Annotated in this window: 25 protein-coding genes; 17 read left to right on the forward strand and 8 right to left on the reverse strand. The window is 48.4% G+C overall.

From position 1 onward, the window contains the following. Positions 1 to 96 precede the first annotated feature (96 nt). Both AR688_RS13985 and AR688_RS13990 read left to right on the forward strand, forming a co-directional pair. Complete coding sequence (locus AR688_RS13985; RefSeq protein WP_068235090.1) at positions 97 to 369, forward strand: CopG family ribbon-helix-helix protein; 273 nt, start codon at positions 97 to 99, stop codon at positions 367 to 369. Beyond that, positions 366 to 653 (forward strand): type II toxin-antitoxin system RelE/ParE family toxin, encoded by a 288-nt coding sequence (locus AR688_RS13990; RefSeq protein WP_068235093.1) that lies wholly within the window; start codon positions 366 to 368, stop codon positions 651 to 653. Before AR688_RS13985 ends, AR688_RS13990 begins: the two co-directional genes overlap by 4 nt. 47 nt (positions 654 to 700) lie before the next feature. On the opposite strand, the gene AR688_RS13995 is transcribed toward AR688_RS13990, so the two are convergent. Beyond that, a complete protein-coding gene (locus AR688_RS13995) occupies positions 701 to 1573 on the reverse strand; it encodes a LysR family transcriptional regulator ArgP (protein WP_068235096.1) in 873 nt (290 codons plus the stop codon). 95 nt (positions 1574 to 1668) lie between these two features. Between AR688_RS13995 and AR688_RS14000 the strand changes: the two genes are divergently transcribed. The 5 genes from AR688_RS14000 to AR688_RS14020 all read left to right on the forward strand — a co-directional run bounded on the left by AR688_RS14000 (position 1669) and on the right by AR688_RS14020 (position 4129). Continuing rightward, a complete protein-coding gene (locus AR688_RS14000) occupies positions 1669 to 2265 on the forward strand; it encodes a LysE/ArgO family amino acid transporter (RefSeq protein ID WP_068235099.1) in 597 nt (198 codons plus the stop codon). A 315-nt stretch (positions 2266 to 2580) separates the two neighbouring features. Continuing rightward, complete coding sequence (locus AR688_RS14005) at positions 2581 to 2964, forward strand: type II toxin-antitoxin system RelE/ParE family toxin (RefSeq protein ID WP_068235102.1); 384 nt, start codon at positions 2581 to 2583, stop codon at positions 2962 to 2964. Between the two features lie 22 nt (positions 2965 to 2986). Next, on the forward strand, positions 2987 to 3262 hold the full coding sequence (locus AR688_RS14010) for a helix-turn-helix domain-containing protein (RefSeq protein ID WP_068235103.1): 276 nt from the start codon (positions 2987 to 2989) through the stop codon (positions 3260 to 3262). Positions 3263 to 3466: 204 nt separating this feature from the next. After that, a complete protein-coding gene (locus AR688_RS14015) occupies positions 3467 to 3826 on the forward strand; it encodes a competence protein CoiA (protein ID WP_068235104.1) in 360 nt (119 codons plus the stop codon). 45 nt (positions 3827 to 3871) lie between these two features. Continuing rightward, positions 3872 to 4129 (forward strand): hypothetical protein, encoded by a 258-nt coding sequence (locus tag AR688_RS14020; RefSeq protein ID WP_068235112.1) that lies wholly within the window; start codon positions 3872 to 3874, stop codon positions 4127 to 4129. A gap of 123 nt (positions 4130 to 4252) precedes the next feature. On the opposite strand, the gene AR688_RS20000 is transcribed toward AR688_RS14020, so the two are convergent. Further along, positions 4253 to 4423: a helix-turn-helix domain-containing protein gene (locus AR688_RS20000; protein ID WP_082694803.1), complete on the reverse strand. Its 171-nt coding sequence runs from the start codon at positions 4421 to 4423 to the stop codon at positions 4253 to 4255. 153 nt (positions 4424 to 4576) lie between these two features. Between AR688_RS20000 and AR688_RS14025 the strand changes: the two genes are divergently transcribed. The 7 genes from AR688_RS14025 to AR688_RS14055 all read left to right on the forward strand — a co-directional run bounded on the left by AR688_RS14025 (position 4577) and on the right by AR688_RS14055 (position 16451). After that, positions 4577 to 6109, forward strand: a complete 1533-nt coding sequence (locus AR688_RS14025; RefSeq protein WP_068235113.1) for a bifunctional GNAT family N-acetyltransferase/carbon-nitrogen hydrolase family protein — start codon at positions 4577 to 4579, stop codon at positions 6107 to 6109. Positions 6110 to 6316: 207 nt separating this feature from the next. Continuing rightward, a complete protein-coding gene (locus AR688_RS14030) occupies positions 6317 to 8101 on the forward strand; it encodes a diguanylate cyclase domain-containing protein (RefSeq protein WP_082694785.1) in 1785 nt (594 codons plus the stop codon). A 223-nt stretch (positions 8102 to 8324) separates the two neighbouring features. Then, on the forward strand, positions 8325 to 11015 hold the full coding sequence (locus AR688_RS14035) for a TonB-dependent receptor (protein ID WP_068235119.1): 2691 nt from the start codon (positions 8325 to 8327) through the stop codon (positions 11013 to 11015). A gap of 83 nt (positions 11016 to 11098) precedes the next feature. Continuing rightward, on the forward strand, positions 11099 to 11878 hold the full coding sequence (locus AR688_RS14040; RefSeq protein ID WP_068235926.1) for a family 16 glycosylhydrolase: 780 nt from the start codon (positions 11099 to 11101) through the stop codon (positions 11876 to 11878). A gap of 60 nt (positions 11879 to 11938) precedes the next feature. Then, positions 11939 to 14482, forward strand: a complete 2544-nt coding sequence (locus AR688_RS14045) for a glycoside hydrolase family 3 protein (RefSeq protein WP_068235121.1) — start codon at positions 11939 to 11941, stop codon at positions 14480 to 14482. 104 nt (positions 14483 to 14586) lie between these two features. Beyond that, complete coding sequence (locus AR688_RS14050; RefSeq protein ID WP_197412230.1) at positions 14587 to 15648, forward strand: sensor histidine kinase; 1062 nt, start codon at positions 14587 to 14589, stop codon at positions 15646 to 15648. After that, positions 15645 to 16451, forward strand: coding sequence for a LytR/AlgR family response regulator transcription factor (locus AR688_RS14055; protein ID WP_068235128.1), 807 nt, complete (start codon positions 15645 to 15647; stop codon positions 16449 to 16451). The genes AR688_RS14050 and AR688_RS14055 overlap by 4 nt, the downstream gene beginning before the upstream one ends. A gap of 47 nt (positions 16452 to 16498) precedes the next feature. On the opposite strand, the gene AR688_RS14060 is transcribed toward AR688_RS14055, so the two are convergent. The 3 genes from AR688_RS14060 to AR688_RS14070 all read right to left on the reverse strand — a co-directional run bounded on the left by AR688_RS14060 (position 16499) and on the right by AR688_RS14070 (position 19941). Continuing rightward, positions 16499 to 17521: an Lnb N-terminal periplasmic domain-containing protein gene (locus tag AR688_RS14060; protein WP_068235131.1), complete on the reverse strand. Its 1023-nt coding sequence runs from the start codon at positions 17519 to 17521 to the stop codon at positions 16499 to 16501. A 116-nt stretch (positions 17522 to 17637) separates the two neighbouring features. Continuing rightward, a complete protein-coding gene (locus AR688_RS14065) occupies positions 17638 to 18747 on the reverse strand; it encodes a Gfo/Idh/MocA family protein (protein WP_068235133.1) in 1110 nt (369 codons plus the stop codon). A 276-nt stretch (positions 18748 to 19023) separates the two neighbouring features. After that, complete coding sequence (locus AR688_RS14070) at positions 19024 to 19941, reverse strand: LysR family transcriptional regulator (protein ID WP_068235136.1); 918 nt, start codon at positions 19939 to 19941, stop codon at positions 19024 to 19026. A 98-nt stretch (positions 19942 to 20039) separates the two neighbouring features. Between AR688_RS14070 and AR688_RS14075 the strand changes: the two genes are divergently transcribed. Further along, complete coding sequence (locus tag AR688_RS14075; RefSeq protein WP_068235137.1) at positions 20040 to 21215, forward strand: MFS transporter; 1176 nt, start codon at positions 20040 to 20042, stop codon at positions 21213 to 21215. 111 nt (positions 21216 to 21326) lie between these two features. Here AR688_RS14075 and AR688_RS14080 read toward each other — a convergent pair whose 3' ends face one another. The 3 genes from AR688_RS14080 to AR688_RS20670 form a co-directional block, all read right to left on the reverse strand. After that, positions 21327 to 22334, reverse strand: coding sequence for an aldo/keto reductase (locus tag AR688_RS14080; protein ID WP_068235140.1), 1008 nt, complete (start codon positions 22332 to 22334; stop codon positions 21327 to 21329). A gap of 82 nt (positions 22335 to 22416) precedes the next feature. Beyond that, positions 22417 to 22668, reverse strand: a complete 252-nt coding sequence (locus AR688_RS20665) for a hypothetical protein (RefSeq protein ID WP_068235143.1) — start codon at positions 22666 to 22668, stop codon at positions 22417 to 22419. A gap of 20 nt (positions 22669 to 22688) precedes the next feature. Then, positions 22689 to 23213 carry an MBL fold metallo-hydrolase gene (locus AR688_RS20670; RefSeq protein ID WP_068235146.1) on the reverse strand — a complete coding sequence of 175 codons (525 nt, stop codon included), beginning with the start codon at positions 23211 to 23213 and terminating at the stop codon, positions 22689 to 22691. A 121-nt stretch (positions 23214 to 23334) separates the two neighbouring features. Between AR688_RS20670 and AR688_RS14095 the strand changes: the two genes are divergently transcribed. After that, complete coding sequence (locus tag AR688_RS14095; RefSeq protein ID WP_068235148.1) at positions 23335 to 24255, forward strand: LysR family transcriptional regulator; 921 nt, start codon at positions 23335 to 23337, stop codon at positions 24253 to 24255. A 228-nt stretch (positions 24256 to 24483) separates the two neighbouring features. Then, positions 24484 to 25245: an Atu4866 domain-containing protein gene (locus AR688_RS20005; RefSeq protein ID WP_156420306.1), complete on the forward strand. Its 762-nt coding sequence runs from the start codon at positions 24484 to 24486 to the stop codon at positions 25243 to 25245. Positions 25246 to 25286: the final 41 nt, after the last annotated feature.

A 25286-nucleotide genomic window follows, 5' to 3' on the forward strand; every position in this document is an offset into this window, starting at 1 on the left:
GCAGGTAAGCGATCCAGGTGATTTTAAGTGTTAAATTGCTTGCTGTAGTTTGGCTGACTATACTGTAATACATTGTAGTTAGTCAGGGGTGTTGCCATGAGTGTTACCACGGTACGGTTGCAAGCTGAAGTTGAGCAACAGCTGGAAGCCATTGCCAGCAAGCTGCAGCGCAGCAAAGGTTGGGTTATTAACGAAGCGCTGGCGCAATATATTGCCAAACAGCACAGCGAGCAGGCACGCTGGCAGCAAACCCTGACTGCAATGGCGTCGGCAGCCGACGGTAAAGTAGTCGATGCCGGCGAGGTACACAACTGGCTGGATAGCTGGGGTACGGAATACGAGCAGGACGCACCGGATCTAACCAGGTGAAACTGGTTTACACCGTTGAAGCAGTGGAAGATCTCAAGCGGCTGCGGCAGTTTATTGCAGAGCATAGCCCTGCTGCCGCGCGCCGGATTGCCGCTGAGTTAGTCGCCAAAATTAAGTTATTAGCCGATTTCCCCGCCATCGGCGTACCGGTTGCTATGGCACCGGTGCCGGAGTCTTTGCGTGATATGGTGTTTGGCAACTACGTGGTGCGCTATTCGCTGCATAGCAGCGCAATTATCATTTTGCGGGTTTGGCACAGTCTGGAAAATGAGCGGCAGCAATAAGCAACATAAGCCCATTGCTGCCAGCCTGTTTGGCTAACCCGGTTTGTTTAACTAACACAATACAGTTGTTGTTGCGCGGTGGTGGTAATTTGCTGGCGCAACTGAGCCATTAACGGGCTTTCGCTTTGCCAGTAGTGCCAGTACAGCGGCGTATCCAGATGATAGTTTGGCGTTAAATCAACCAGCTGCTTATTTTCCAGATAAGGCTGCATTTGCAGTTCGGGCAGTAGGCCAAAACCCAGCCCTGCCAGAGTGGCGCGTAAAAAACCTTCTGACGAGGGGCATAAATGGGTTTTTTGCGGTGTCTGGCCGCAAATATCCAACAGGTACTGATGCTGCAGTTGATCATCCTGATTAAATACCAGACATGGCGCCTGCGGCAGTTGGCCCGATAGATCCTGATCTAAGCGGTAGCGCCGGATAAAATCAGGGCTGGCCACGGCGCGGTAACGTATTGCACCCAGTGCCTGCACCTTAGCACCGTTTATGGCCTGGCTGCTGGCACAGAGGCAGGCCATAACATCGCCTTGCTTCATCCGTTTTAAACCAACTGATTGATCCTCCACTACAAAATCAAAACACAGCTGCGGATAATCAGGCATAACCAGTGCTTGTGGCAGCCAGGTAGCCAGTGAGTCGGCATTTACCGCCAATCTTACGGTAGTAACACTGGTCGCTTCCAGCCCCAGCGTTGCTTCCATTTGCCGTACCTGCTGCAGGTGATTCAGCAGCCGCTGCCCGGTAGGCGTCGCGACCGGCGGGGCAGTGCGCAGCAACACCGGCTGGCCGGCAATGGCTTCAAGCTGCTTAATACGGTGGCTGACAGCCGACTGCGTCAGACACAGCAGTTTTGCGGCGCGCTCAAAGCCACCTTGTTCCACCACTGCTGAAAGCGCCTGTAATAAGCGATAATCAATCATTAGTTTTATTCATCTACACCTAAAATAATTCGTTGGATTAATAATAGTGTTAAAGGGTATGTTCTGCACCAGGTTTTACAATGTGAGTTAGCAGCATGACGTTTTTACTGGGGTTTGGTGTCGGTTTAAGTTTAATTGTGGCTATAGGTGCGCAAAATATCTGGGTATTAAGCCAAAGCATGGCCGGGGCAAACCGGCTGGTTATTGCTACGGTGTGTATTGTCTGTGACTGTCTGCTGATTGTGCTCGGCGTATTTGCCGTGCAGCAAATGCAGCAACTGGTACCGCCGCTGGTGCCGCTGCTTACCTGGCTGGGTGTAGCGTTGCTGCTGTGGTTGGCATGGCAGGCGGCCAGCCGCGCTTGGGCTGGAGGCAAAGGCCTGCAAACCGATACCAGCACTCAGGTGATGAGCAATAGCAAAACCGCGCTAACGGCACTGGCCATTACGTTATTAAACCCGCATGTGTATCTGGATACGGTGTTTTTAATTGGCGGGGTAGCAAACCAGCAAGCAACGCCGCTATGGTTTATGGCCGGCGCCTGTATCGCCTCGTTAGTCTGGTTCTCCTCACTAACTGCTTTGGCACCCAAGCTGAAAATCTGGCTAAACTCTGCCCGGCGTTGGCAGCTGTTTGATGGCGCCATCGCCGTTTTACTTGGCGGTATCGCGCTTAACCTGGTGCTGCAGTGATTGAGTGCAGTTCTGCTGACCAGTTTTAAGGGCCCCTTTGGAATCGGACTTGCGGCCCTTAATTTTGTCCTGCCCCTTAATTTTTCATCTTGAAGCTGCGCCTGCGATGCCAAGTGGATAGTGTGGCATTTCTTGCGCCACTGCACTGATGAGGCACTATACTAAAACAACTGTTAACACGAGGTTAATCAAAGTGGCGAGGCCATGATGTCTGAAGTACAGCCTGTTCCGCCAGGTTATACAGCTTCTCAGCCATAAGTCTTACTGGTCGAAACGGCTAAACTGTAGTACTCTTTACCACATATTGGAGGCCGGATGCGGGTTTTTATCACGGATGATTTTGCAAAATTCATGTCAAAAACGCTGCTATCAAACGCAGATATTATGCAAGTCGCTGCTGAAGTGAATAGCGGTTTATTTGATGCAGATCTTGGTGGTGTACTGAAAAAACGCATTGGTGCAAAGGGGATCAGTAAACGGGATGCAAACCGCAGTATTATTGCGTTGAAACGGGATGACAGAATTTATTTTATAGATGGGTGGCGCAAAGCTGATGTCAGTAAAACGGGAAAAGAAATTCCCGACAAGCTTTTGGATGCTTACCGCTTAGTTGGTCGCAGCTTATTGGCAGCAAATGAGCAACAGATACAAAAAGATATACAGGCAGGTTTATTAATAGAGGTCGGCAGTGAAAGATAATAGACTTGAAAGAATTCAGCAGATGGCAGAACGTTTTCATCAAACGGGCACCATCGATAAAGTCACAATGCGGCAAATCAATGCGCTGACAGAGCAGGCAAAACCGCCGCAAATGAGTGCGGAAGATATCCGGACTTTGCGCTTACGCGAAGGCATTAGCCAAGGCGTGTTGGCTACCATTCTGAATATGAGCAGTGAAAGTGTGCAGAAGTGGGAGCAGGGTAAATCCAAGCCGCAAGGCGCGGCGCTGCGTTTATTGTCCATCATTCAGCGCAACGGTGTAAAAGCGGTTATTTAACTGATTAACCATCAACACAAACCAGCATTATTCAGCCAACTAAGTGCATGCCATTTAAATGCTTGACCAAGTGTGTTTTTTCGGTAAATGTAACCGCTGGTTTAAGGTTAAATCACTTAGTTATTTGGTCGCTATCAGGTATTTCAACAAGTTAGGCCCATCGCTGAGGGTACTCATGTGTCTATTGTCTTATAGGTTACATATATGAAATATGCTTTTGTTAACCAAGCAAAGTCTGAGCCGTTTCCCAAAGGCAGGGGGATATGCTCCAACTGTGACGCAGAGCTAATTGCTAAATGCGGAAGAGTAAAGATATGGCACTGGGCGCATAAGGGGAAACCCCCATGTGATCCTTGGTGGGAGACAGAAACACAGTGGCATCGTGACTGGAAGAATAACTTTCCTGCGGATTGGCAAGAAGTAAGTCATATTGATCCTTTAAGCGGTGAAAAACACATTGCTGATCTGAAAAATCCATTTGGTCTGGTAGTTGAGTTTCAACATTCACCTATCAAGCCAGAAGAAATGGCTTCAAGAGAAGCTTTCTATGAAAATATGGTCTAGGTAGTAGATGGATTAAGAGGCTCTCTAGATGAAGCCTTTTTCAAGATGGGAATAGGTAGAACACCTCTACAAAATGATCCATTGGCTTATCAAATTAATTGGTATGGTAAAAGTCGGCTTTTTCATAACTGGGCAGAGGCTAAAGCTAAGGTTTATTTAGATTTCGGTAAAGAGCATCTATGGCGATTAATATTCTTTCACGCAAAAGATAAAGTCGGTGCAATTGGTCCAATTCCAAAATCTATCTTCATCCAAAATTGTCATACTGGTACTGAGATCAGTTTGCTTAAAAGAGAATTATAGGGATAAACACGTAAAAATTGCTCAAAACGCGCGGTGCAGGATCAGGTCTTGCCTTTTACAACTCACTAAAGAATAAGCGGTGCGGAAACACTGATAACCACCGTTGAAATGTGCTGAAAGCTATTAAACAAACATTGCCGCTGGTATACCAAACCGCTTTGATAAAGCGTGGATATGGCCGAGCGTTAGCGAGCGCTTGCCGCTGAGTATTTGCGATACCAGCGATTTACCGCATATTTCCTGCTGAAAATTACTTTGCGTAAGGCTTTGCTGAGTTATCAGCCGCCGCAGTATGGCTGTGCTTAGACCTGCTGGTCAATTTGTAAACCCAGTCGCTCTACCGATAGTTTGGTTAGTAGTGCCTGCAGCTGACCCTGGCTGTGAATACAACCGTGTTGCATCAGGTTGTGTTACCCTTAATACAACACAGTAATTACAGGAGAGCTTATGGAAGCTAATCATGTTGAAGTGCGCCACCTTACCCGCAAGGATATGACAGAGCTGCGCGAAGCATCAGAGCAGGTATATCAGGCCGGGCCTCTGCTTACCTGGACCGAGCCGGTGGTAGATACACTGCTGACTAAATTCCCTGATGGCCAGCTTTGTGTGTGTGTCGACGGCAAAGTAGTCGGCTGTGCTTTTTCGCTGATTATTGATTACAGCAAATTTAGTGATGAACACACCTACGAGCAGATTGTTACCGGTTTTTCCTTTAAAAACCATGATCCTAACGGCGACGTGTTATACGGCATTGAGGTGTTTATTCACCCTGAGTATCGCGGCCTGCGTTTGGCGCGCCGCTTGTACGATGCCCGCAAAGAGCTGTGCGAAAACCTGAATTTACGCGCCATTATGGCTGGTGGCCGCATGCCAAACTATAACCAGCACGCAGGCACGCTCAGTGCTAAGCAATATATTGAGAAGGTGAAAGGCAAAGAAGTGCACGATCCGGTGCTCAGTTTTCAGCTGGCTAACGGCTTTCATGTGCGCAAGTTACTTAAAGGCTATTTGCGCGGTGATGTCGAATCACAGGAATATGCCACCTTGCTGGAATGGGCTAATATTTACTACACCAAATCAGTAAAACTGATTAATGCGCCTAAAGCGGAAGTACGGCTGGGCCTGGTGCAGTGGCAAATGCGCAGCATGGCCGGCATTGAGCAGTTATTTGAACAGATGGAGTTTTTTGTTGATGCGGTGTCGGATTACAAAAGCGATTTTATTCTGTTTCCTGAGCTGTTTGCTGCGCCGTTAATGGCGCATTACAACCATTTAAGTGTCACTGAAAGTATCCGTCAGCTGGCAAAATATACTGAAGCCATCCGCGATAAATTTGTTGAGTACGCCATTGCCTACAACATTAATATTATTACCGGCAGTATGCCGTATCTGGTTGAAGGCAAGCTGTATAACAGTGGCTTTCTATGCCGCCGCGACGGCACCTGGGAGCAGTACGACAAAGTGCATGTTACCCCGGCAGAGAAACGCAACTGGGCCATGACCGGTGGCAATAAGGTTGAGGTATTTGATACCGACTGCGGCAAAATCGGCATTATGATTTGCTACGATGTTGAATTCCCGGAATACGCCCGCTTGTTATCCGATCAGGGCATGAATATTCTGTTTGTGCCGTTTTTAACCGATACGCAAAACGGTTATACCCGGGTACGCCACTGTGCTATGGCGCGGGCGATAGAGAATGAATGTTATGTTGCCATCGCCGGTGCCGTAGGTAACCTGGCACGGGTAAATAATATGGATATTCAGTATGCTCAGTCGGCGCTGTTTACGCCGTCAGACTTTGCCTTTCCTACCACCGGTATTAAAGCTGAAGCGACGCCTAACTCAGAAATGCTGTTGATAGTAGATGTGAATATCGACTTATTAAAAGAGCTGCACAGCCATGGCAGTGTGCATACCATGCGCGACAGGCGGCATGATGTCTATCAGTTATCGCTGGTAAAGCCGCTACAGAAGTAATCTCTGGTATAACCCCTTACGCTTCTTGCGAATGATAAAACACTAATTGTTCAGTCAATTAGTGTTTTTTTATGCTAGGATTTTATTTGAAGTAAATATATAAATAATATATTGATGCGTGGTGTGCGTTATTTTGTTTAAAGTGTTTTATTTTTAAGTTAATTTCTGCTGTGGCGACAAAACTGGTAAAGGATAACAACTAATCATATGGCAAACTGGCGTAGTGACCCTGAAGCGTTCAGGCTTTACCTTTATTGTATGGTAGGCATTGTTGTATTACTTGGTATCAGTTTTGTTGTGCTGACTTTTGAGCAAGCCCGGTATAAAGATGCGGTGCAAAACAGAGAACAGTCTATTCGTCTGGCGGCTGAGTTAAGGCAATCCTCTAACGACTTAGCAAGGTTAGTGCGTACATACATTATTACCGGTAACCCGCTGTATAAAGCACAATTTCAGGCGGTTGTGGAAATACGCGATGGTATCCGCCCCCGGCCGAAAAACTATACGCTTGCCTATTGGGATATTCATGCCACAGACACCGGATTATCTGCGCCAGCTGATGAAGAGTTGACGGAAGCCGTTTCATTAATTGAGCTGATGCGTCGTACTGGTATAACCGATGCTGAGCTTGAAAATCTACGTCGCTCAAAAGAAAAATCTGACATCCTAGTGGCGGTTGAAAACCAGGCTATTGAGTTAGTAGAAGAAGACACGCCTACCAACCCTGTTAAGCGGGACAAAGCACTCAACATGCTGGCTGATGATTATTTCCTCAAAATGAAAGCTAAAATTATGGCGCCTATTGTTGAAACTGAGCAAATGATCATCACCCGAACACAAAGCGCTGTTAATGCGAGTAATCAACGTTTAATTTTGGTCATAATCTGCTTGTTTGTATTAGGTGGATTGCTGGTATGGTTGATATTTAAAGTTGGTCAACAACTGCGTTTAATTATAGGCGGTTCGGTACGCGAGCTTCAAAGGACGCTTAATGAGCTTGGTAAAGGCGATTTTTTAACACCTATTAGAGTGGCAGACGCAGGCGATGACAGTGTATTGGGCTGGCTGGCTAAAACGCAAAGAAAGCTGGCACAACTGAACCTCGCACATTTTAAAGCTATTGTCGACTCATCTGATGATGCCATTATCAGCAAAAATATTCATGGCATTATTGCCAGTTGGAACCGTGGCGCTGAGAAAGTATTTGGTTATACGGCAGCTGAAATGGTCGGCAAACCTATGACATTGATTATTCCGCCAGAGCGGTTACATGAAGAGCCTGAGCTGCTTAGTAAAATTGCGGCAGGTGAAAAGGTTGATCATTTTCAGACACAGCGACAGCACAAAAACGGAGAATTAGTCGATGTATCGGTAACCATTTCACCAATATACAACAATAGTGGTGAGGTTATTGGCGCTTCTAAAATTGCCAGAAATATCAGTGCTGCCATAGCTGCTGAGGCGGAGATAAAACGGCTCGCATTTTTTGATACCTTAACCGGTCTGGCGAACAGGCGGTTGTTACATGACAGGCTTAATCAGTTGTATGTCTCTGCACTGAGGGAAAATACCTCTTTTGCCGTGTTGTTTTTAGACTTAGATAACTTTAAAACACTTAACGACACTAAGGGGCATGAAGCAGGTGATGAACTGTTACAGCAAGCTGCTAAGCGTTTATTACACTGTGTACGTGAGTCTGACACGGTAGCCAGATACGGTGGTGACGAATTTGTCGTTCTGATAAATGGTTTAGGGCGACGTACTGCTTCATCTGAGGCAGGGTTGGAGCAGATTACAACGAAAATCAGTAAAGAACTCAGCCAGCCTTACTATGTTGCCGGCGGGTATCATGTTTGTACTACCAGTATTGGCGCAAGTATTTTTAATCGCGACGTTGACACTGCCGCCGGGCTGATCCAGCAGGCAGATCACGCTATGTATTTAGCCAAAACATCCGGCAAGAATGGTTTTAGGATTTATCAGCATTTATAACCCCTTCGGCACAAATTAAACACGTCCTACCTTAGTTAGCATCCTTGTAAGCAATAAACCCCCGGCGCTATCGGTAACGATTATCGGGTTGTATTACCAGCAGTTCGCTTTACCGAAATGATATAGCCTTTGCTTCGATACCCCGACTAAAGTGCTTAAAAAAATAACAACAGCAGGGTAGTTGTGCCTGCAAAAAACTAAGTACATCCGGGGAGGATAAGACATGCTAAAGCTTAATACTATAACCATGTCCATTGTAATGGCTTTTTCATTGCCGCTGGCTGCACAGGAAACTGAGCAGGCTTCGGATGATGCAGCAAAACAAGCATCAGCAAAAAATGACACCGCAATTGAAGTGATTTCGGTTACGGCTACCAAGCGTAAAACCCGCTTGATGGAAACGCCTGTGGCGATATCCTCGCTAAGTGAAGCGCAGCTTAGGCAAAGCGGGGTTAATAACGTAAAAGATATTGCCGATTTAGTGCCGGGGCTTGATATTTCGACCGCGACTGATCAGGCCGCACCGGTTATTTCTATGCGGGGTGTGCGCTCTACCAATATTACCGAGCTGGGCGACCCGGCTGTTGGCGTGCATTTAGATGGCATTTACTCGCCACGGATGCAGGGCGCTTTGGCACTGATGTATGATGTTGAGCGGGTTGAGGCGCTACGCGGACCGCAGGGCACCTTGTTTGGCCGTAACTCTACCGTTGGTAGTATCAACGTTATTTCAGCCAAGCCCGACTTTACTGGTTTTGCCGGCAATATTAATGCCGAAGCCGGCAGATTTAACAGCAAAAACCTCGGCGGTTTCATCAATATTCCGCTAAGTGACGAGTTTGCTGTGCGTATTGCGGCAAAAGGACTAAAACGCGACTCTTATCTGGAAGGCTACTGGGATCCAAACCAGTACGATACACGCCGCCTCAGCGAGGATGTACTAAACGCGCCGGTGATTTCTGAAGATTCATACCAGGGCATTGGCTCTACCGTGACACAGCGGGAAAACTGGTGGATAGACGGTGCCGGTACTGACCCGGAAGCGCAGCGGGTGCGTGCTTTGACACCAGCCGATAAAGCCGATTTTTATAATAATGCCAACGAGCACTCGTTTCGCATCAGCACGCTGTGGCAACCTGCGCATGGGCTATTTAGCAACCATACCGTGTTTCAGCAATATGTGAACAACAGTGCCGGCACGCTCGACCTGGTTAACTGCGACCAGCTACGCGGCCGGCCGGCTGAATTTGGCGGTGATTGTTCGTCGTTTTTACCCAGCGATAATACCTATCAGGCGGTGGTTAACGTACCGGGTGAACTGAACCTGGATATTACCTATCTGCGCAACACACTGAACTACAGCATTAATGATGAATTAAGTCTGGTATGGCAGCTGGGTTATGAAGACATGGACAGATCCTCTGCTCAGGACAGTGAAACCGGCCTTGACCCCTGGGATGGCGCTATTTATTTCCTTAAAGGCACCGGTGCGACATCTTACTCGACAGAAATTCAGCTGCAATCTGACGAATTTGGCGATCTGGTCTGGATAACCGGCGTGAATTACTTCCACGAAAAAACCACAACACTGGGATATTACGATAACCCGATGGATGACAAAGCATTTTGGGATCAGCCGGACCGCTCAACCGAAGCCTATGCGCTGTTTGGCCAGGCAACTTACAATATTACGGATGACTTGCATGCTACCTTTGGTTACCGCTACAGCCACGAAACCAAGCAGGATAAAGGCGGCCGCACTTATCGCTGCTCGAACGCCGATGGCTGCGCGCCGGGCTGGTTAAACCGCACCGTACTTAATGAGTTACCGGTGGATTATTTTAATGATCCGGCACTGTATGCCTCATATTTTGAAAACGACAATAAAGGCCAGTGGCGTAATCACGATTTCAGAATTGGTCTGGATTATAACCTGAGCCAGGACACCATGTTGTACAGCTATCTGGCATCAGGATTTAAGGCCGGCGGTATCGGTGATGTATTTGAAGTGGTGAACGACAGAACCGGTGAGGTAAGCCGGTTTGAAACCCAGTTTGACCCGGAAAAAGTGCTGACGTTAGAACTGGGCGCTAAATCAAGTTTCCTGAATAACTCACTGAATTTGCAAGCGGCGTTTTTCTACACCGATTATACCGATATGCAGTATGCCTCTGTCGGTTCAATCGGCAATGTCGAGCGTTTATCGCCGGTTGAAGACGAAAACGGCGCGCCCATTCTTGATGAAAACGGCATGCCGGTGCTGGACTTCCAAAACCAGCCGGTTATTGCCTATTACACGCAAAACGTGCCGGGCTCTACCATTAAGGGCATTGAGTTTGAGTTTGACTGGAAGCCATACCAGAATGGCCGTATTACCGGTTATGCCACCTGGACCCATGCCCGTGTTACCGACGATTGGATAACCAAGTGGGATTACGACCCGGAATACCTGTTTGGTTTGTCGTATGAAGAATCAATCGATCCGGAAAATACCCAGCTGACTACCAACCTCAAAGGCAATGATCTGGCCATGACGCCACGGTTTACCGCTAATATCAGCTATACCCACAGCTTTGATTTAGGCCGCTTTGGCTATGTACACAGCTGGTTTAATTTAAGCTGGAAAGATAAGTCTTACACTACCATCTGGAACCTGGATAAACATCTGGATGACATGGACTTTGCCGTAAGCGATGAAGCGGCGCAGTACATTACCGATAAACGTGACGCCTATACCATGGTTAATGCGTCATTAAAATATGAACCGCAAAGCCAGGCCTGGTACGCCGAAGTGTTTGTTAATAATGCCACCGATGAAATGGTGCAGTACTGGAATAACACCGGCAAAGGCATCAACAAAGGCAGCTTTGGTATGCCACGTTACTACGGCATCCGTGCCGGTTTTAATTTCTAATCTAAGCAGCCGCTAACCAGGCGCCCAAACCAGTCTGCTATATGGCTTGGGCGCAGTATCTTGTATACCAACAGGACATCACTATGAACAGCATACTTAAGCCCGTTATATTTGCGACAACCTGGCTTTGCAGCACTGCTGCTGTGCAGGCAGAGTACTTTAAAGATGATTTCAGTTGGGGGTTTAGCAACAGTATCTGGTCAGCCAGAAGTGGCGACAATGGCTCGCCTTTTGGTTGTACCTTTACGCCCGGCATGGTTTCACCCAGCTCGCATGGTATTACGCTGGCACTAAGCCAGGGCAGTTGCTCAGAGCTGCAAAGCCACAGCAGTTACGGTTACGGCAAAGTGCAGGGCGCACTGAGAACCGGTAATACCCCCGGTACTGTCGCGTCAATTTTTACCTATACCTCTTGGTGGGATGCGCCCGGCCGGGCCTGGCAGGAAATTGATATTGAGTTTCTGCCCTCGCTTGGCAATGTGGTGCATACCAACGTAATTTATCAGCCACAGGGCGGTACCTATCAAAGTTGGGAGCAGGACATCGATCTTGGCCAGTACGGGCTGAATATTCAGCAAGACCTGCTGACAATAGGTTTTGACTGGCGTGAAAACCAAATTCGCTGGTATGTGTTTGATGCTGCGGGTAATGAGCAAACTATCCGGACGGTTTATAAAGATAATGGCGATGGTTATCTGGCCGCTGATGAAATACCTGCATATGCCTGGCCGGTAGATAATACCAAAATTATGCTTAACCACTGGCACGGTGACAACTCGCAAAATGGCTTTTACTTTCCCGGCCAGTACTTTGGCGGTAACGCCTGGGCCTACTACGACTTTATTGAATATATTCCCCATTAAACAGCAAGTGTCTGCCGTGGCAATTTTATTGCGTGGTCTGTGCAGACGAAGGAACCCGTTATGTTTTCACTATCAGATGCAGCGCTTTGCAACACCTTTTTATTAGGCTCACTGCTGTTTCCGCTTAGCGGCCTGGCCGCTGATACCACCAAAGTTAACTGGCCAAAGGCCGACACGGCGTTAAAAACCGATGCGGCGACAGAGCAACAGCTGGATGCTTTGCTGGCAACAATGAGCATAGAGCAGAAGGTGGCGCAAATTGTCCAGCCGGAAATTGGCTATCTGAGTGTTGCCCAAATGCGCAAGTACGGCTTTGGCTCTTATCTTAATGGTGGCAACACTGCACCTTATGGCCAGAAGCAGGCCGATGCCAAAACCTGGCTAAAGTATGCCGATGAAATGTATGCCGCCTCGGTCGACAGTAGCGAAGATGGCAGCAGCATTCCAACTATCTGGGGCACCGATGCTATGCATGGCCACAGCAATGTGTTTGGCGCCACGCTGTTTCCGCACAATATTGGCCTGGGAGCCGCCAGAGATGCTGATTTAATTCACCGCATTGGCCGGGCTACTGCCAAAGAAGTGGCCGCAACCGGTATCGAGTGGATGTTTGCCCCCACCGTTGCGGTGGTAAGAGACGATCGCTGGGGCCGCACCTATGAAAGTTACGCTGAAGATCCTGAAGTTGTGGCAGCCTATGCCGGGCAGATGGTAACCGGGGTGCAAGGGGATATTGGCGCTGATTTTTTAAGCTTTTACCACCGTATTGCCACTGCCAAGCATTTTATCGGCGATGGCGGCACCGAAAACGGCCTTGACCGTGGCGATACCCTAACAGATGAGCAAAGCCTGCGTGATATTCATGCGGCTGGTTATTACACCGCTATAAGTAGCGGCGTGCAGTCAGTGATGGCATCCTTTAACAGTTGGAACGGCAAGCGGGTGCATGGCGATCATTACCTGCTGACAGAAGTACTGAAACAACAAATGGGCTTTGATGGTTTTGTCATCAGTGACTGGAACGCGCATAAATTTGTTGATGGCTGCGATTTAGAGCAATGCGCCGCGGCCTTTAATGCCGGTGTGGATGTGATGATGGTGCCGGAGCACTTTGAAGCCTTTTACCACAACACGGTGCAGCAGGTAAAAGACGGTGTTATTACAACAACAAGGCTGGATGATGCGGTAAGGCGGTTTTTGCGCGCCAAAATACGTTGGGGCGTATTTAAGCGTGGTAAACCCTCAACCCGGCCGGAATCGTTAAAGCCAGAGTGGTTTAATGCGGCTGAACACCGTGAGTTGGCCAGAGAAGCGGTAAGAAAATCACTGGTACTGCTGAAAAACAATAATAACATTCTGCCTGTTTCGCCCAACAGCCGGGTACTGATTGCCGGTGACGGCGCCGACAATATTGCCAAACAGGCCGGTGGCTGGAGCGTGTCCTGGCAGGGCACAGATAATACCAATGCTGATTTCCCTAATGCCACGTCAGTTTACGCCGGTTTACGCCAGCAAATTGAAGCCGCCGGCGGTACGGTAGAGCTGAGTATAGATGGCCAATACAGCAGCAAGCCTGATGTTGCTATAGTGGTTATTGGCGAGGAGCCCTATGCAGAGTGGTTTGGCGATATTCAGCTACTGGAATATCAGCATGGCAATAAGCGCGATTTAGCGCTGCTGCAAAAATTAAAGCAGCAGAATATTCCGGTGGTAACGGTGTTTTTAAGCGGCCGGCCGCTGTGGGTAAATAAAGAGCTTAATGCTTCTGATGCCTTTGTGGCAGCCTGGTTACCCGGCTCGGAAGGGCAGGGTATTGCTGATGTGCTGCTTAGCGATAGCAAGGGCAATATACAGTACGACTTTAGCGGTAAGCTTAGCTTTTCCTGGCCGAAGTATGATGACCAGTACCTGCTTAATGTGAAAGATGCGCAGTACCAGCCGTTGTTTGCTTATGGCTACGGCCTTACCTATGTCGACAACACCAGGCTGGCGCAACTTTCAGAAGCTACCCGCGCTGTACCAAAACAAAACAGTGACAAACAGCAGCCGCTGTTTGTCAGAAATCTGGCCGACGGCCTGAGCTGGGCATTATCAGACAGTACAACAGGGCAAAAAACGGTTAATGCGTCTGCTGCAGTGAGTGGCGATGGTAAAAGTTTATCGATGCAGTCCGTTAATTTAGCTTATCAGGAAGATGGCCGTAAGTTTGTCTGGCAAACTGAGGGTGGCAATGCAAGCTCCAGCGCCACAGCTAGCCTGAGATACACCGCGCCGCAGCCATTAGCCGCGCTTGGCGACAGTAAATTTTTGCAAATGAGTATCCGCCTTGATCAAACACCGGTGGCAGATGTCAGCATTGAGCTGATGTGTCAGCAGTCCTCATGCCTGCGCTCAGAATCGCTGCTGCCGCTTTTAACTGGCCTTAAGCGCGGTCAATGGCATACTATCGCCCTGCCGTTGCACTGCGACGGTGCTAAGGCACCGCAAGTAGCAGAGGATGCCATGCGGCTAAGCACAACACAGCAGTTTAGCCTGGCGCTGGCAGATATTGCGCTGGTTAACAGTGTGGCGCAAACAACAGCGCTACTTGACTGCGCGCAGTAATCACGGTGATATGGTGTCGGGTAGGCAATATGCCCGGCACGATATTTAGCGCTAAGGCTAAGGTAGTAAAGTGATACTGAAATGATAGTGAAGTTGAAAGTGATGTGATAAAGCTCGAATCAAAAACACAGCTGTTCTGGTTATGCCAATATTGTGGTTGGATAGCCTATGCGTTGCTTACCGAGCTGATGATTAAAATGCCCGGCCAGGAGCCGTGGAGCATTCATCTGCCTCATCTTTTGCTGGATACCTGCTGCGGTTTTTTTATTACTCTGCTGTTAAGGAGGTTATATGCCTGGTTCAGGCTGGAGCCGGCCGGGGTAAGCATTTGCTTGCATATTATCTGTTTACTGGCGGCGTCACTGCTGTGGACTCAGTTTAAATGGCATAGCTTGCAGTGGTTTTATGGCAGTTGGTGGCAACGGATGACCTGGTTCGACTTTGGTACCTGGACCTCGGCGTCGTTAACCATGCTGGCAACCTGGACTGCCGGTTACTATGGTATAAAAATCTATCTGGATAATGCCGAGCAAAAGCATAAAGCCGCAGAAGCGCTGCATTTGGCAAAAGAGTCACAGCTTAAAATGTTGCGTTATCAGCTGAACCCGCATTTTATGTTTAACAGTATTAATGCTATCTGCACCCTGATCCTGAAGCAGCACAACGCCAATGCGGTAACTATGCTGGAAAAACTCTGTGATTTCCTGCGTTACAGCTTATACACCGATCCGCTGGAAAAAATCACGGTACAGGAAGAAATAACGCTGTTGCAAACCTATATTGATATTGAACAGTGCCGCTTTCAAAGTGAACTTAATGTACAGATCAGTGCAGACAAAGGCTGCAATTCTGCGCTGATGCCATCGTTATTACTGCAGCCGCTGGTTGAAAATGCGTTGAAACATGGTATTGGCAACAAGAATAATATTGCTATTGCCGTTAATTTTAGCTGTGATGACAGCCGGTTACATATTTGTGTTAGTGATAGCGGTACTGGTTTTAATCTGGCAGAGCCGGCCTCGCGTGGCATTGGCATGAAAAATTGCCAGGAAAGACTACAACTGATATACCCCGGATCGAGTGGTTTTAAGCTGGGCAATGATGAAAAAGGTGGTGCCTGGATCAACATTTCAATCCCGCTGGAAGCCTCAGAGAACACTGAATGAAGCAGCTGAAAACCTTACTGGTAGATGACGAATACAGTGCTATCGAAGGGCTGGCAATAAGGCTGGCGGCATTTTTGCAGATCAGCATCGTTGGACATGCGTGCAGTGTTGACGAAGCCATGACATTAATCAGTGCAACTGCGCCGGATTTAATTTTCCTTGATATAGAAATGCCCGGTAAGTCAGGCTTTGAGCTGATTAAACAGCTACAGCCGGAATCGTGCCCGGCGATTATTTTTGTTACTGCGTTTCATCAATATGCCGTTAAGGCATTTGAAGTGCGGGCGCTTGATTATTTACTCAAGCCGGTAAAAAAAGAGCGTCTGGCGGAAGCCATTGCCCGGGTGTCATCCAGGCTGGATAGCCCGGCCAACAAACAGCATATGCTGGAAGTACGCGACATTTTACTAAATGGCGACACCGCCCGGCAGACTGAGCCCAGCGGTGGATATCGGATTGAGCAGGAAAAGTTGGTGATTCAGGACGGGCACCACCCGGCGCAATTGATCCCCTATACCGATATTTTATGGATAGATGCTGCCGGCGACTATATGTGTGTGCACACCCGGGATGATACCTTTGTGATGCGGGCCAGATTAAAAAGCCTGATTAACGATGTGTTGCCCGATGGCTTTTTGCGTATTCACAAATCCACCATTGTTAACCTGCAACATATAGCCAGGCTCGAACCGTTAATCAATTCAGAGTACAACCTTATTTTAATCAACAGTAAATCGCTGAAAGTCAGCAGAACCTACAGCAGGCAGCTAAAACTCAGCTTGTCAGGCGACAAAGCCGGTTAACGTGGTTGAACGTACTGCATTTTTTCAAGCAAAACTTCCATCTGAACTCATAGGGTGTTTTTATCAGACGCCCCTGGTACGCCCAAGCGGATAAGTCGGGAAAAGTCGTGTTTATCATTGGTATCGCTGCTTTGAGCGCGGGCATTGATATAACCCAGTTGCTGTAATTGCGTATAGCTATGCTCCGGCACCAGTGCGCCCAAGTCGTAAGCATACTCGGCAAAGTGGCCTGACAACACCAGACGGTAGTCCAGAGGGAGCCCCGGCGCTATGTGGCGGGCTAAATCAAATACTATCGTTGTGCAGTTGCTGGTTAAGCTATTGTAGAAATCAGGTTTGGTACGCAGTGCCTCAGCGGCCTGTAAATAGCCCAGAAACAGCGTGCGCAGTTGCTCCGGTGGGATGGCAAGGCGATACAGATAGACGTCCTCACCGCGGGCATTGCTGCGGGTGCGGATAAGGTCCCGCTCATCTGCGGCGATGAGCACTTGCTCAAATTGGCGAAAAAAGCCGCCGATGGCCGAAAACGACTCATGGCGTTCTTTACGTATCTCCAGCGAAAATACAAGTTGCTGATCATCGGCAAAACCGAATGAAACCAGCGTATGCGCAATGTGCGGCCCCATCCAGTAGGAGAGAACCAAATCGGCAGAAACCAGCTGGTTTAAGTCGTAACTGCGGGTTTCCCAGTTAGGTGTGTAATCAGTTTCAGTACGCCATTCGAAATTACGCACATTGTGCAGCGTAACCTGATCGCCCTGTATTTCGGCTTGCAGCAGATTAGCAACATCATCGGCCCAATCCCGCTGGTGCGAAGGGGAAATGTTGTACCACCAAACCAGTAACAGCGCGGCCGACAGCATATAAGCGCCAAGTAAACTGCGGCGGTAGCGTGCTTGATAACGCCAAAAAAGCGTGAAAGCAGAAATCGCACCCAGCAGGCCCCAGGCTGCCAGTACAGCCAATCCCGGAGCGCTAAACTGGTGGGGTAGCTGAAACCACAATGCCAGGCAACCCCAGGCCGTTGCTACGAGCACTACTAAACCAACTACTGTTTGTCCCCATCGCATACACTGTCTCCATTTACTGCGTTTTACTTAGCTTATCCTCTAAGCTCGCTTCCAGCTATCTGCAATTGATATACATAGGTATAGGTTTGGCCCGGTTAAGCCAGTATCAGCCAACGTTAGCGGGTTGGTAACCGCTGTCGCTCACCAGTTTGTGCTGCTCGTTCTACTGCGGCGATCAGACGGCTGTTGTGAACCGCGTGGGCAAAACCGGGAGTATTAAAAGTGCCAGTTGCGATATCGCGCGCCAGGCTGGCGTATACTTCACTGACATTGATGGGCGCTCCGGTCCAGAAATCTGCTGCTGTAGGGCCAACACTACCTGATGCAACAGGAGGCTCAGGTTGAACAAATTCAGTACTGGCAGATAGCACTAGGTCACCTACCTGTACCCCGGCAAGATGGTTTCCTGTCAGTTTTAACCAGCCGTCAGAACCGCGAACTTCCAGTATAAAATGCGCATCGTCTGCCGATACACCAGCCAGCACTTGTGCAGACACGGACGCACCCAAAGTAGTTTTAGCAACAAGATCGACGTGATCCGGTGTTTCACGGACAGAGGTTTCACCGGTGTCGACCAGTTGGATCTCTGGCCAAAGCAGCTCGGTTCGCGCATCCACCTCAGTGATATTGCCAAGTACTGCTTCGACAACGTTAAGCACATGAGCAGTGGTAATAGTCAGAAAGCTGGCGCCAGATGCGGCTTTATTAAAATAATCATAAACACTGGAGGATTGCGGGCCGTAGCCAAATGTTGTTGCTCTCACATTGGCCGACATCAGTCTGCCAATCTTGCCTGCGGCAATAATCTCAGCAGCACGTCTTACGGAAGGGTTCATTCGTCCTTGCAAGCCGATTGCAGTATGCAGTGCCCCCGCGGCAGCTGCCATCTCTTCAGTTTCGCCCAGAGTCGAACCGAGTGGAGCTTCGCAGTACACTGCTTTGTTGGCTTTCAATGCTGCAAGCACTAAGTTCAGGTGTGCTGGCACCTTAACGGCAATAGTAACAATATCAATACTGTCGTCTTGAATAAGTGCGTAAGGGTCTGCGTACCAGCGTTCAGCGCCAAATGCCTCTGCCGCCGCTTTAGCGCTTTGTTCATGGCGGGTTGCCACTGCCGCCAGAACCAGGGAAGGGTTAGCCTGAATGGCAGGAATATGAGATGCACCCGCCCAGCTTGCCTGTGTATCAGCTCCGATAATTCCTACACGTAATTGCTTGGTAGACATTCTTATTCTCCAGAATAATGGTTAAGTAAAAGTGGGACCATATGCCTGCTGTGCATCTCAGAATGAGATACTGCATTGTCAGCCCTATGGCACAGGGCAGATAATGCAGATTAATTTGATTGAAAAGAAGACTACAATGCAGACATTAGTGGTAAGTGCAGGTTTACAATAGAGGCATAAATTGTCGCTGCAGCCATTGCCGGTGTAGCCTTGTTTTTGCCGGGAGGCTATAGCAGTACATGGAGTGTTTGAGGTGCAATCGTGGGTTTAACTATGTTAACTAACACTTTTGCTGTTGGTCTGCATTTTTTCTACCAGATAATCGACAAATACCCGTATTCTTGCCGGAATATTTTTACCACCAATAAAAACCGCATGTATGGCTTCACGGTCTTGCGGATTATATTCTTCCAATAAAGTTACCAGTTGGCCGCTTGCCAGAGCCTGTTGTACATGGAAACTGCCAACCCTGGTAATACCGATACCTTGTAGTGCAAGCTCCACCAGGGTTTCGCCATTGTTTGCAATAACATTGCCGGTTACGGCTAACATAAAATCCCGGCCATTTTCACGAAACGGCCAACCCGGCTCTAAGCGGCGGAAGCTAAAATCTAAGCAATTATGCTGGGCTAAATCGGCCGGTATTTGCGGTATGCCTGCGCTTGCCAGATATTCAGGTGACGCCACCACAACCCTGCCGGTTTCGCCAAGGCGCCGGGCATGCAGGCCGTTATCTGCCAGAGGACCAAAGCGGATAGCAACATCAACATGGCCTGCACTGACATCGCGGATTTGATCCGACACATCTATTTCAATAGTGATGTCAGGATAGCGCTGCAGAAATTCTTTTATCAACGGCACTATTGTCAGGCGGCTGTGTGCTGTTGCAGTACTGACCTTGATATTGCCACTTGGGCTGCCGCGGTTGGCGATAGCGGTTTCTGTATCGTCTAAATCTTTCAAAATTCGTCTGGCGGCAAGCGCATAAGACTCACCTTCGCTGGTTAAACGCAGGCTGCGGGTGCTGCGGACAATCAATCTGACACCCAGGCGCCTTTCAAGCCGGGTCATAATCCGGCTTACTGCGGAAGGGGTAAGCTCCAGCTCACGGGCAGCTGCACTTAAACTGCCGGTGCAGGCCACGCATAAAAAGGTTTCCATTTCAGCAGTTTTATCGGTTTTTCCGTGGTTCATTTGTGCCTCCAAGGCAAAGCTGAATATCTCCGGCGCTACTTTTTCAGCAGTTTGCCATCGGTTATATTCTCATGCATCACAAATTAACGAGAGTTTATATGAAAATCAATATTCCTTTGCTTGCTCTTGCCCTCGGCGCTTTTGGCATTGGTGTGACGGAATTTTCCCCAATGGGAATGTTACCTGTTATTGCCAATGATTTAGCCGTTTCTATTCCTACCGCCGGCATGTTAATCAGCGCCTATGCTTTTGGTGTGCTGGTTGGCGCGCCCTTGATGACCTTAGTGTTTGCCAATATGGCCCGGCGGAACTTGCTGCTGTTGTCGATGGCAATTTTCACATTAGGTAATCTGGTATCGGCAATGGCCGACAGTTACAACGTGTTATTGTTGGGGCGTATTATTACCTCGTTTAATCACGGCGCTTTTTTTGGTGTGGGTGCTATTGTCGCCATGAGTATAGTCCCCCCAGAAAAAAGGGCTGGCGCGGTTGCTGCAATGTTTTCCGGGCTGACAATTGCAACAATAGGCGGCGTGCCGTTGGCGGCTTATATTGGTGAAGTGATTGGCTGGCGGCCAGCTTTTTTTGCCATGGCAGTGATTGGTGTAATTACTATGATTGCATTGCGAATGTCATTACCGCCTCTTGTTAATGAGCGCAAGGCCAATGTGCGGGATGAACTGCGGGTACTCACTAAAGGGCCGGTGTTGGTTGCGCTGTTATTAACCGTTGTCAGTTCAAGTGCCATGTTCACCGTGTTTACGTATATAGTGCCAATTTTACAGGATGAAACTCAGGCTTCGACTTTTTTCGTCACTGCGATGCTGGTTTTATATGGTGTGGGGTTGTCGCTTGGTAATTATCTTGGCGGCCGTTTTGCCGATCGCTCGCTGGATTTAACCCTGGTGTTTTCTTTAATCGCAGTAGCCGTGTTATTGGTGGTTTTTGCTGTAACTTTGTCATCGAAGATGATTGTTGCGCCGTTAATCTTTTTATGGGGCATCGCCAGTTTTGCGCTGGTGCCGCCACTGCAGTCTTTAGTAGTACAAGAGGCGAAAGAGGCGCCAAGTTTAGCCTCTGCCATGAATATAGGCGCGTTTAATCTTGGTAATGCCCTAGGTGCAATGCTTGGCGCTGCGATGATCAATACCGGCTTTAGCTTAAGCTCAGTGCCTTTGGCTGGTGCAGGCACGGCTATTTTTGGACTCATTATGGTGTTGGTGTTCAGGCGTGGTCGCCTGCAGCAACAACAAGTATCGGGCGCAAGTTGCTAAATAACCTAGCCTGATTGTGTTACATCCACTATAAACAATCGCCGCCTTTGGAAACGGGGCGGCTTAGTTTAGCGGCTTCAGAGGCTGGCTTTATTGTGCAGGGAATTGTTTTTAGGCTTGCCGAACAGCAGAGCCATTAAGTAACCAGCCGGGGTATTCACCAGGTAGCTTGCTGACCGTATTTAATTTAAAGAGATCCACCTCGTCCAGCTTGATCAAAGTCGCCTGTATATTCTCGTTCAGTTGCCCAACGTTTTTTGCCCCAAGGATAACTGTTGTAACAACCGGCTGATGCAGAAGCCAGGCAATGGCAATCTGGCCTGGGGTAGCGGCATATTTGTCTGCGATGGCTTGCAAAATCTTGAGTAATGGTTCGCCACGCTGGCGGTTGATGGGGGGAAAGTTAAGCTCCTTTAACCGGCCATCGCCTCCGTTTGAATACTTGCCTGTCAGGTAGCCTCCAGCCAGAGGGCTCCAAACCATCATCCCAACTTGCTCAGACTTCAGCATTGGCACGATTTCACGCTCCACATCACGGCCAACCAGAGTGTAGTAGGCCTGTAACGAAATAATTGGCGCAAGCCCTCTGGCTTTGCTGATACCAAGTGCTTTCATCATTTGCCAGGCTGCCCAATTAGAAAACCCAATGTAGCGAACATCACCTGCGCGAACGAGCGTGTCCAAAGCTTCGAGTGTTTCTTCTATTGGTGTTGCAGGGTCAAAAGCATGGAGCTGATAGAGATCGATATAGTCCAGATTAAGGCGGCGTAAGCTGGCCCTGCATTCACTTAAAATATGACGGCGTGAGGTGCCTTGCATATTGGGGCCTTTGCCCATAGCCGCAGCGACTTTGGTGGCAATAACAACTTCATCCCGCGGCACACTGAGATTTTGCAGAGATTTACCAAGCATCGTCTCGCTGCGGCCATCAGCATAGACGTTTGCCGTATCAAAAAAGTTGATACCTGCATTAAGTGCCGTTTGGACAAGAGCGTCAGCTTCATTCTGACCAAGCTTTCCTACCTGGCCCCATATGCCATCGGTACCGCCGAACGTCATTGCACCAAAGCACAACTCAGAGACGAATAGCCCACTATTACCCAATTTACGCATGCGCATGGTATATCTCCTTAACAGATTTGTATTAATGACGGTTGAGCCGGAACAGGGTTAGCTGCGTTCGGCTGCACAGGTTGTAATGCTATTGTTTGATATCACGGGCAATCACTTTGGTTGTTGTAGCGGTGTTGTTTAACTTGCGGACAAAAGCCTCCCGCGTGTGAATACTGTTGTACTGATAGATATAAGTGAACTGTGGCTTGATGGCGGAGACAGCTTGTATCGCATCATCTACGCCCATGGCATAGGGTGGGTATAAAGGCAAAAAGGCGATATTGATATGTTGTAGTTGCAGCATCTCTGGCGTGGCATCGGTAGAGCCGGCAATGTACATGCGCAGGCCATCAACTGTAACTACGTAGCCGTTACCTCGGCCAAAAGGGTGCCAGCGGGCGGATTGCCCTTTAAGGCCATAGCTTCAACCTTGATTGTGCCAAATTCAGATGTTTCGCCATATGCCAACGAGACGGCTTTAGTGGCCAGTTTGGCAGGAAGGCGCTGCATTACATAAGGTGGCACGACAATCCGTGTATCTGGCCCCGCAATTTGCTCCAGAGTTGCGACATCGAAATGCTCGTGATGCTCATGAGAGATCAGAATAAGGTCCGGTGAGGGATGCTCTGAATATTGGCGTTTGCCGCGGGTAGGGTCGGTGTAAATTACCCCGGCAGGCGTGTTGATCACCACACTCATTTGCATTACCTGGCTGACGATTACCTGGCCATTGTCCGAACGGAAGCTGTCAGTATGGTTCTGGCCGGTTTGAGCTGCCTCGCCGGAATAAGACTGGGCGCATAGCAGCAGAGCTAAGCCGCCTGATAACAGCAAAAATTGGAATATCTTCTGCAAACGGGTGACTGTTGGTGGTGTAAATATCATGATAAACCGCCTTTGAAGGGGGAGATTAGATACCAATTAAGGCTGATGATACGGATTGAGTTATTTAAAAAGAAGACTACAATAATGACATTAGTAGTAAGTACAGGTTTACAATTAGCTTATGAATCCATCTTTGCTGCCATCGCTGGCATGGTTTGCCCACATTGCCCGCCATCGAAGTTTCACACGTGCTGCAGAAGAAATGGGCGTATCACGGGCTGCGTTGTCGCAAAATCTTAAGGCGTTAGAGCATCAACTGGGGGTAAAGCTACTTTATCGTACCACCCGCGATATGTCGCTGACTGAGGCGGGGCAGAAGTTGTTTGACACTTTGCATCCCACTCTGGATACAATTGAGCAAGTTGTGCAAAACCTCGGGGATATAGCTGGAGAACCATCTGGTCTGATACGTATCAACACATCGAGGCTGGCCGCAAAAGCTTTGATAGAACCGCACCTTGCCGATTTCTGTAAGTGTTACCCGAAAATCAAACTTGAACTTACTATCGATGATGGCCTGTCAAACATTATTGCTGACGGTTACGACATTGGTATCCGGTTGGGGCAAAGTCTTGCTGAGCATGTCGTTGCGGTTCCTGTCAGCCCTGAGGTCTCTATGGTAGTTGTGGGCTCGGCAGCCTACTTCGAACAACACGGTATACCGAAAACTCCAGCAGAGCTAAATCAACACAATTGTATTAACTACCGATTTCCGGGCAGTGGCGCTATTCGTGAATGGGATTTTAATGAACCAGGCAAAAAAGGGCGGTATTTTACCCAATCGGTATCAGGTAGCATTACCACTAACAACGCCCAAAGTATGACGCAAGCAACCCTTCAGGGGATAGGGCTAAGCCAGCACCTCGACATCGCCATCCAAAAGTATTTGGTTGACGGCAGTCTTGTTAAAGTCTTATGTGACTGGACTTATCGACACGCCGGCTTCTACTTGTACACACCGTCACGGGAATATATGCCATCTAAAATAAGGGCATTACTCGACTTTTTGATAGAAAAACGCGACGGGATATCTCTTGTTTAGTCCATTTTATGGAATGCAGTAGTCAGTGAAATAAGAACGCGCCCCTCAGCAAGCCAACCTGGTGCTTCAAAAAAACTGGTATTCAGTTACTTCCCATCGTCAGCCCGGATAATCATGCAATAACTCCAGACTTTTATGCTATCGCTATCGGTTCTTCCTGAGCCAAATTATGTTTTGCACAAAACATATTGAGAAACAGCAGCAAAACTCAACAACAGGAGAACCGATATGACAATGCCAAGACCCTTTATGACCACAGTGGCGCTGGTTTTAGCCTTGATAACCAGTGATTTTGCAATAGCTAAGCCTGACGCTGCTATAACCGAACGCAATAAACAATTTATTGCACAAGCATTCCAGCATTGGGCTGAAGATGGTGGGACATTTTTTCAGGATGTGCTGTCACCCGACGTAATTTGGACTATCAAGGGAACGGGCCCGGCAGCGGGTACTTACCGGGGCCGCGATGTATTTATTAAGCAGGCAGTAGCACCATTTGCAGCACGTCTTTCTTCGTTTGTTAAGCCAACAGTGAACGACATCTGGGCTGATGGTAATGATGTTGTTGTTTACTGGGATGGAGCTGGTGTTGCTGCTGACGGGGTGCCTTATAACAACAGTTTTGTCTGGATTTTCCGCATGCAGGATCTGCGCGCAACTGAAGTTATCGCCTTTCTTGATTTAACCCAATATGACGACGTTATTAATCGTATTCCGCTTGATAAACAAGGAGACACACAAGTGAACAATCAACAGCACCCCTATGTGGGAATGTGGATAACCAGTGATGGACGCATCCGCCATCAGCTTCTTCCTAATGGCCGTTATGACGAAGCACGTGGCACCCGGGAGAGTGCTTATCAGGGACGCTATGAAGTTAAAGGCAACCAGATTGATTACTGGGATGACACCGGATTTACCGCTGATGGCGTGTTTGTCGACGAAAACACTTTACATCATGGCGGCATGATCTTTCGTCGCCGTCAATAGTAATAGTTTGCTTGCTGAAGTGTTAACAGAACACTTCGGCA

The organism is Rheinheimera sp. EpRS3 (assembly GCF_001513785.1).
Classification (GTDB): domain Bacteria; phylum Pseudomonadota; class Gammaproteobacteria; order Enterobacterales; family Alteromonadaceae; genus Alishewanella.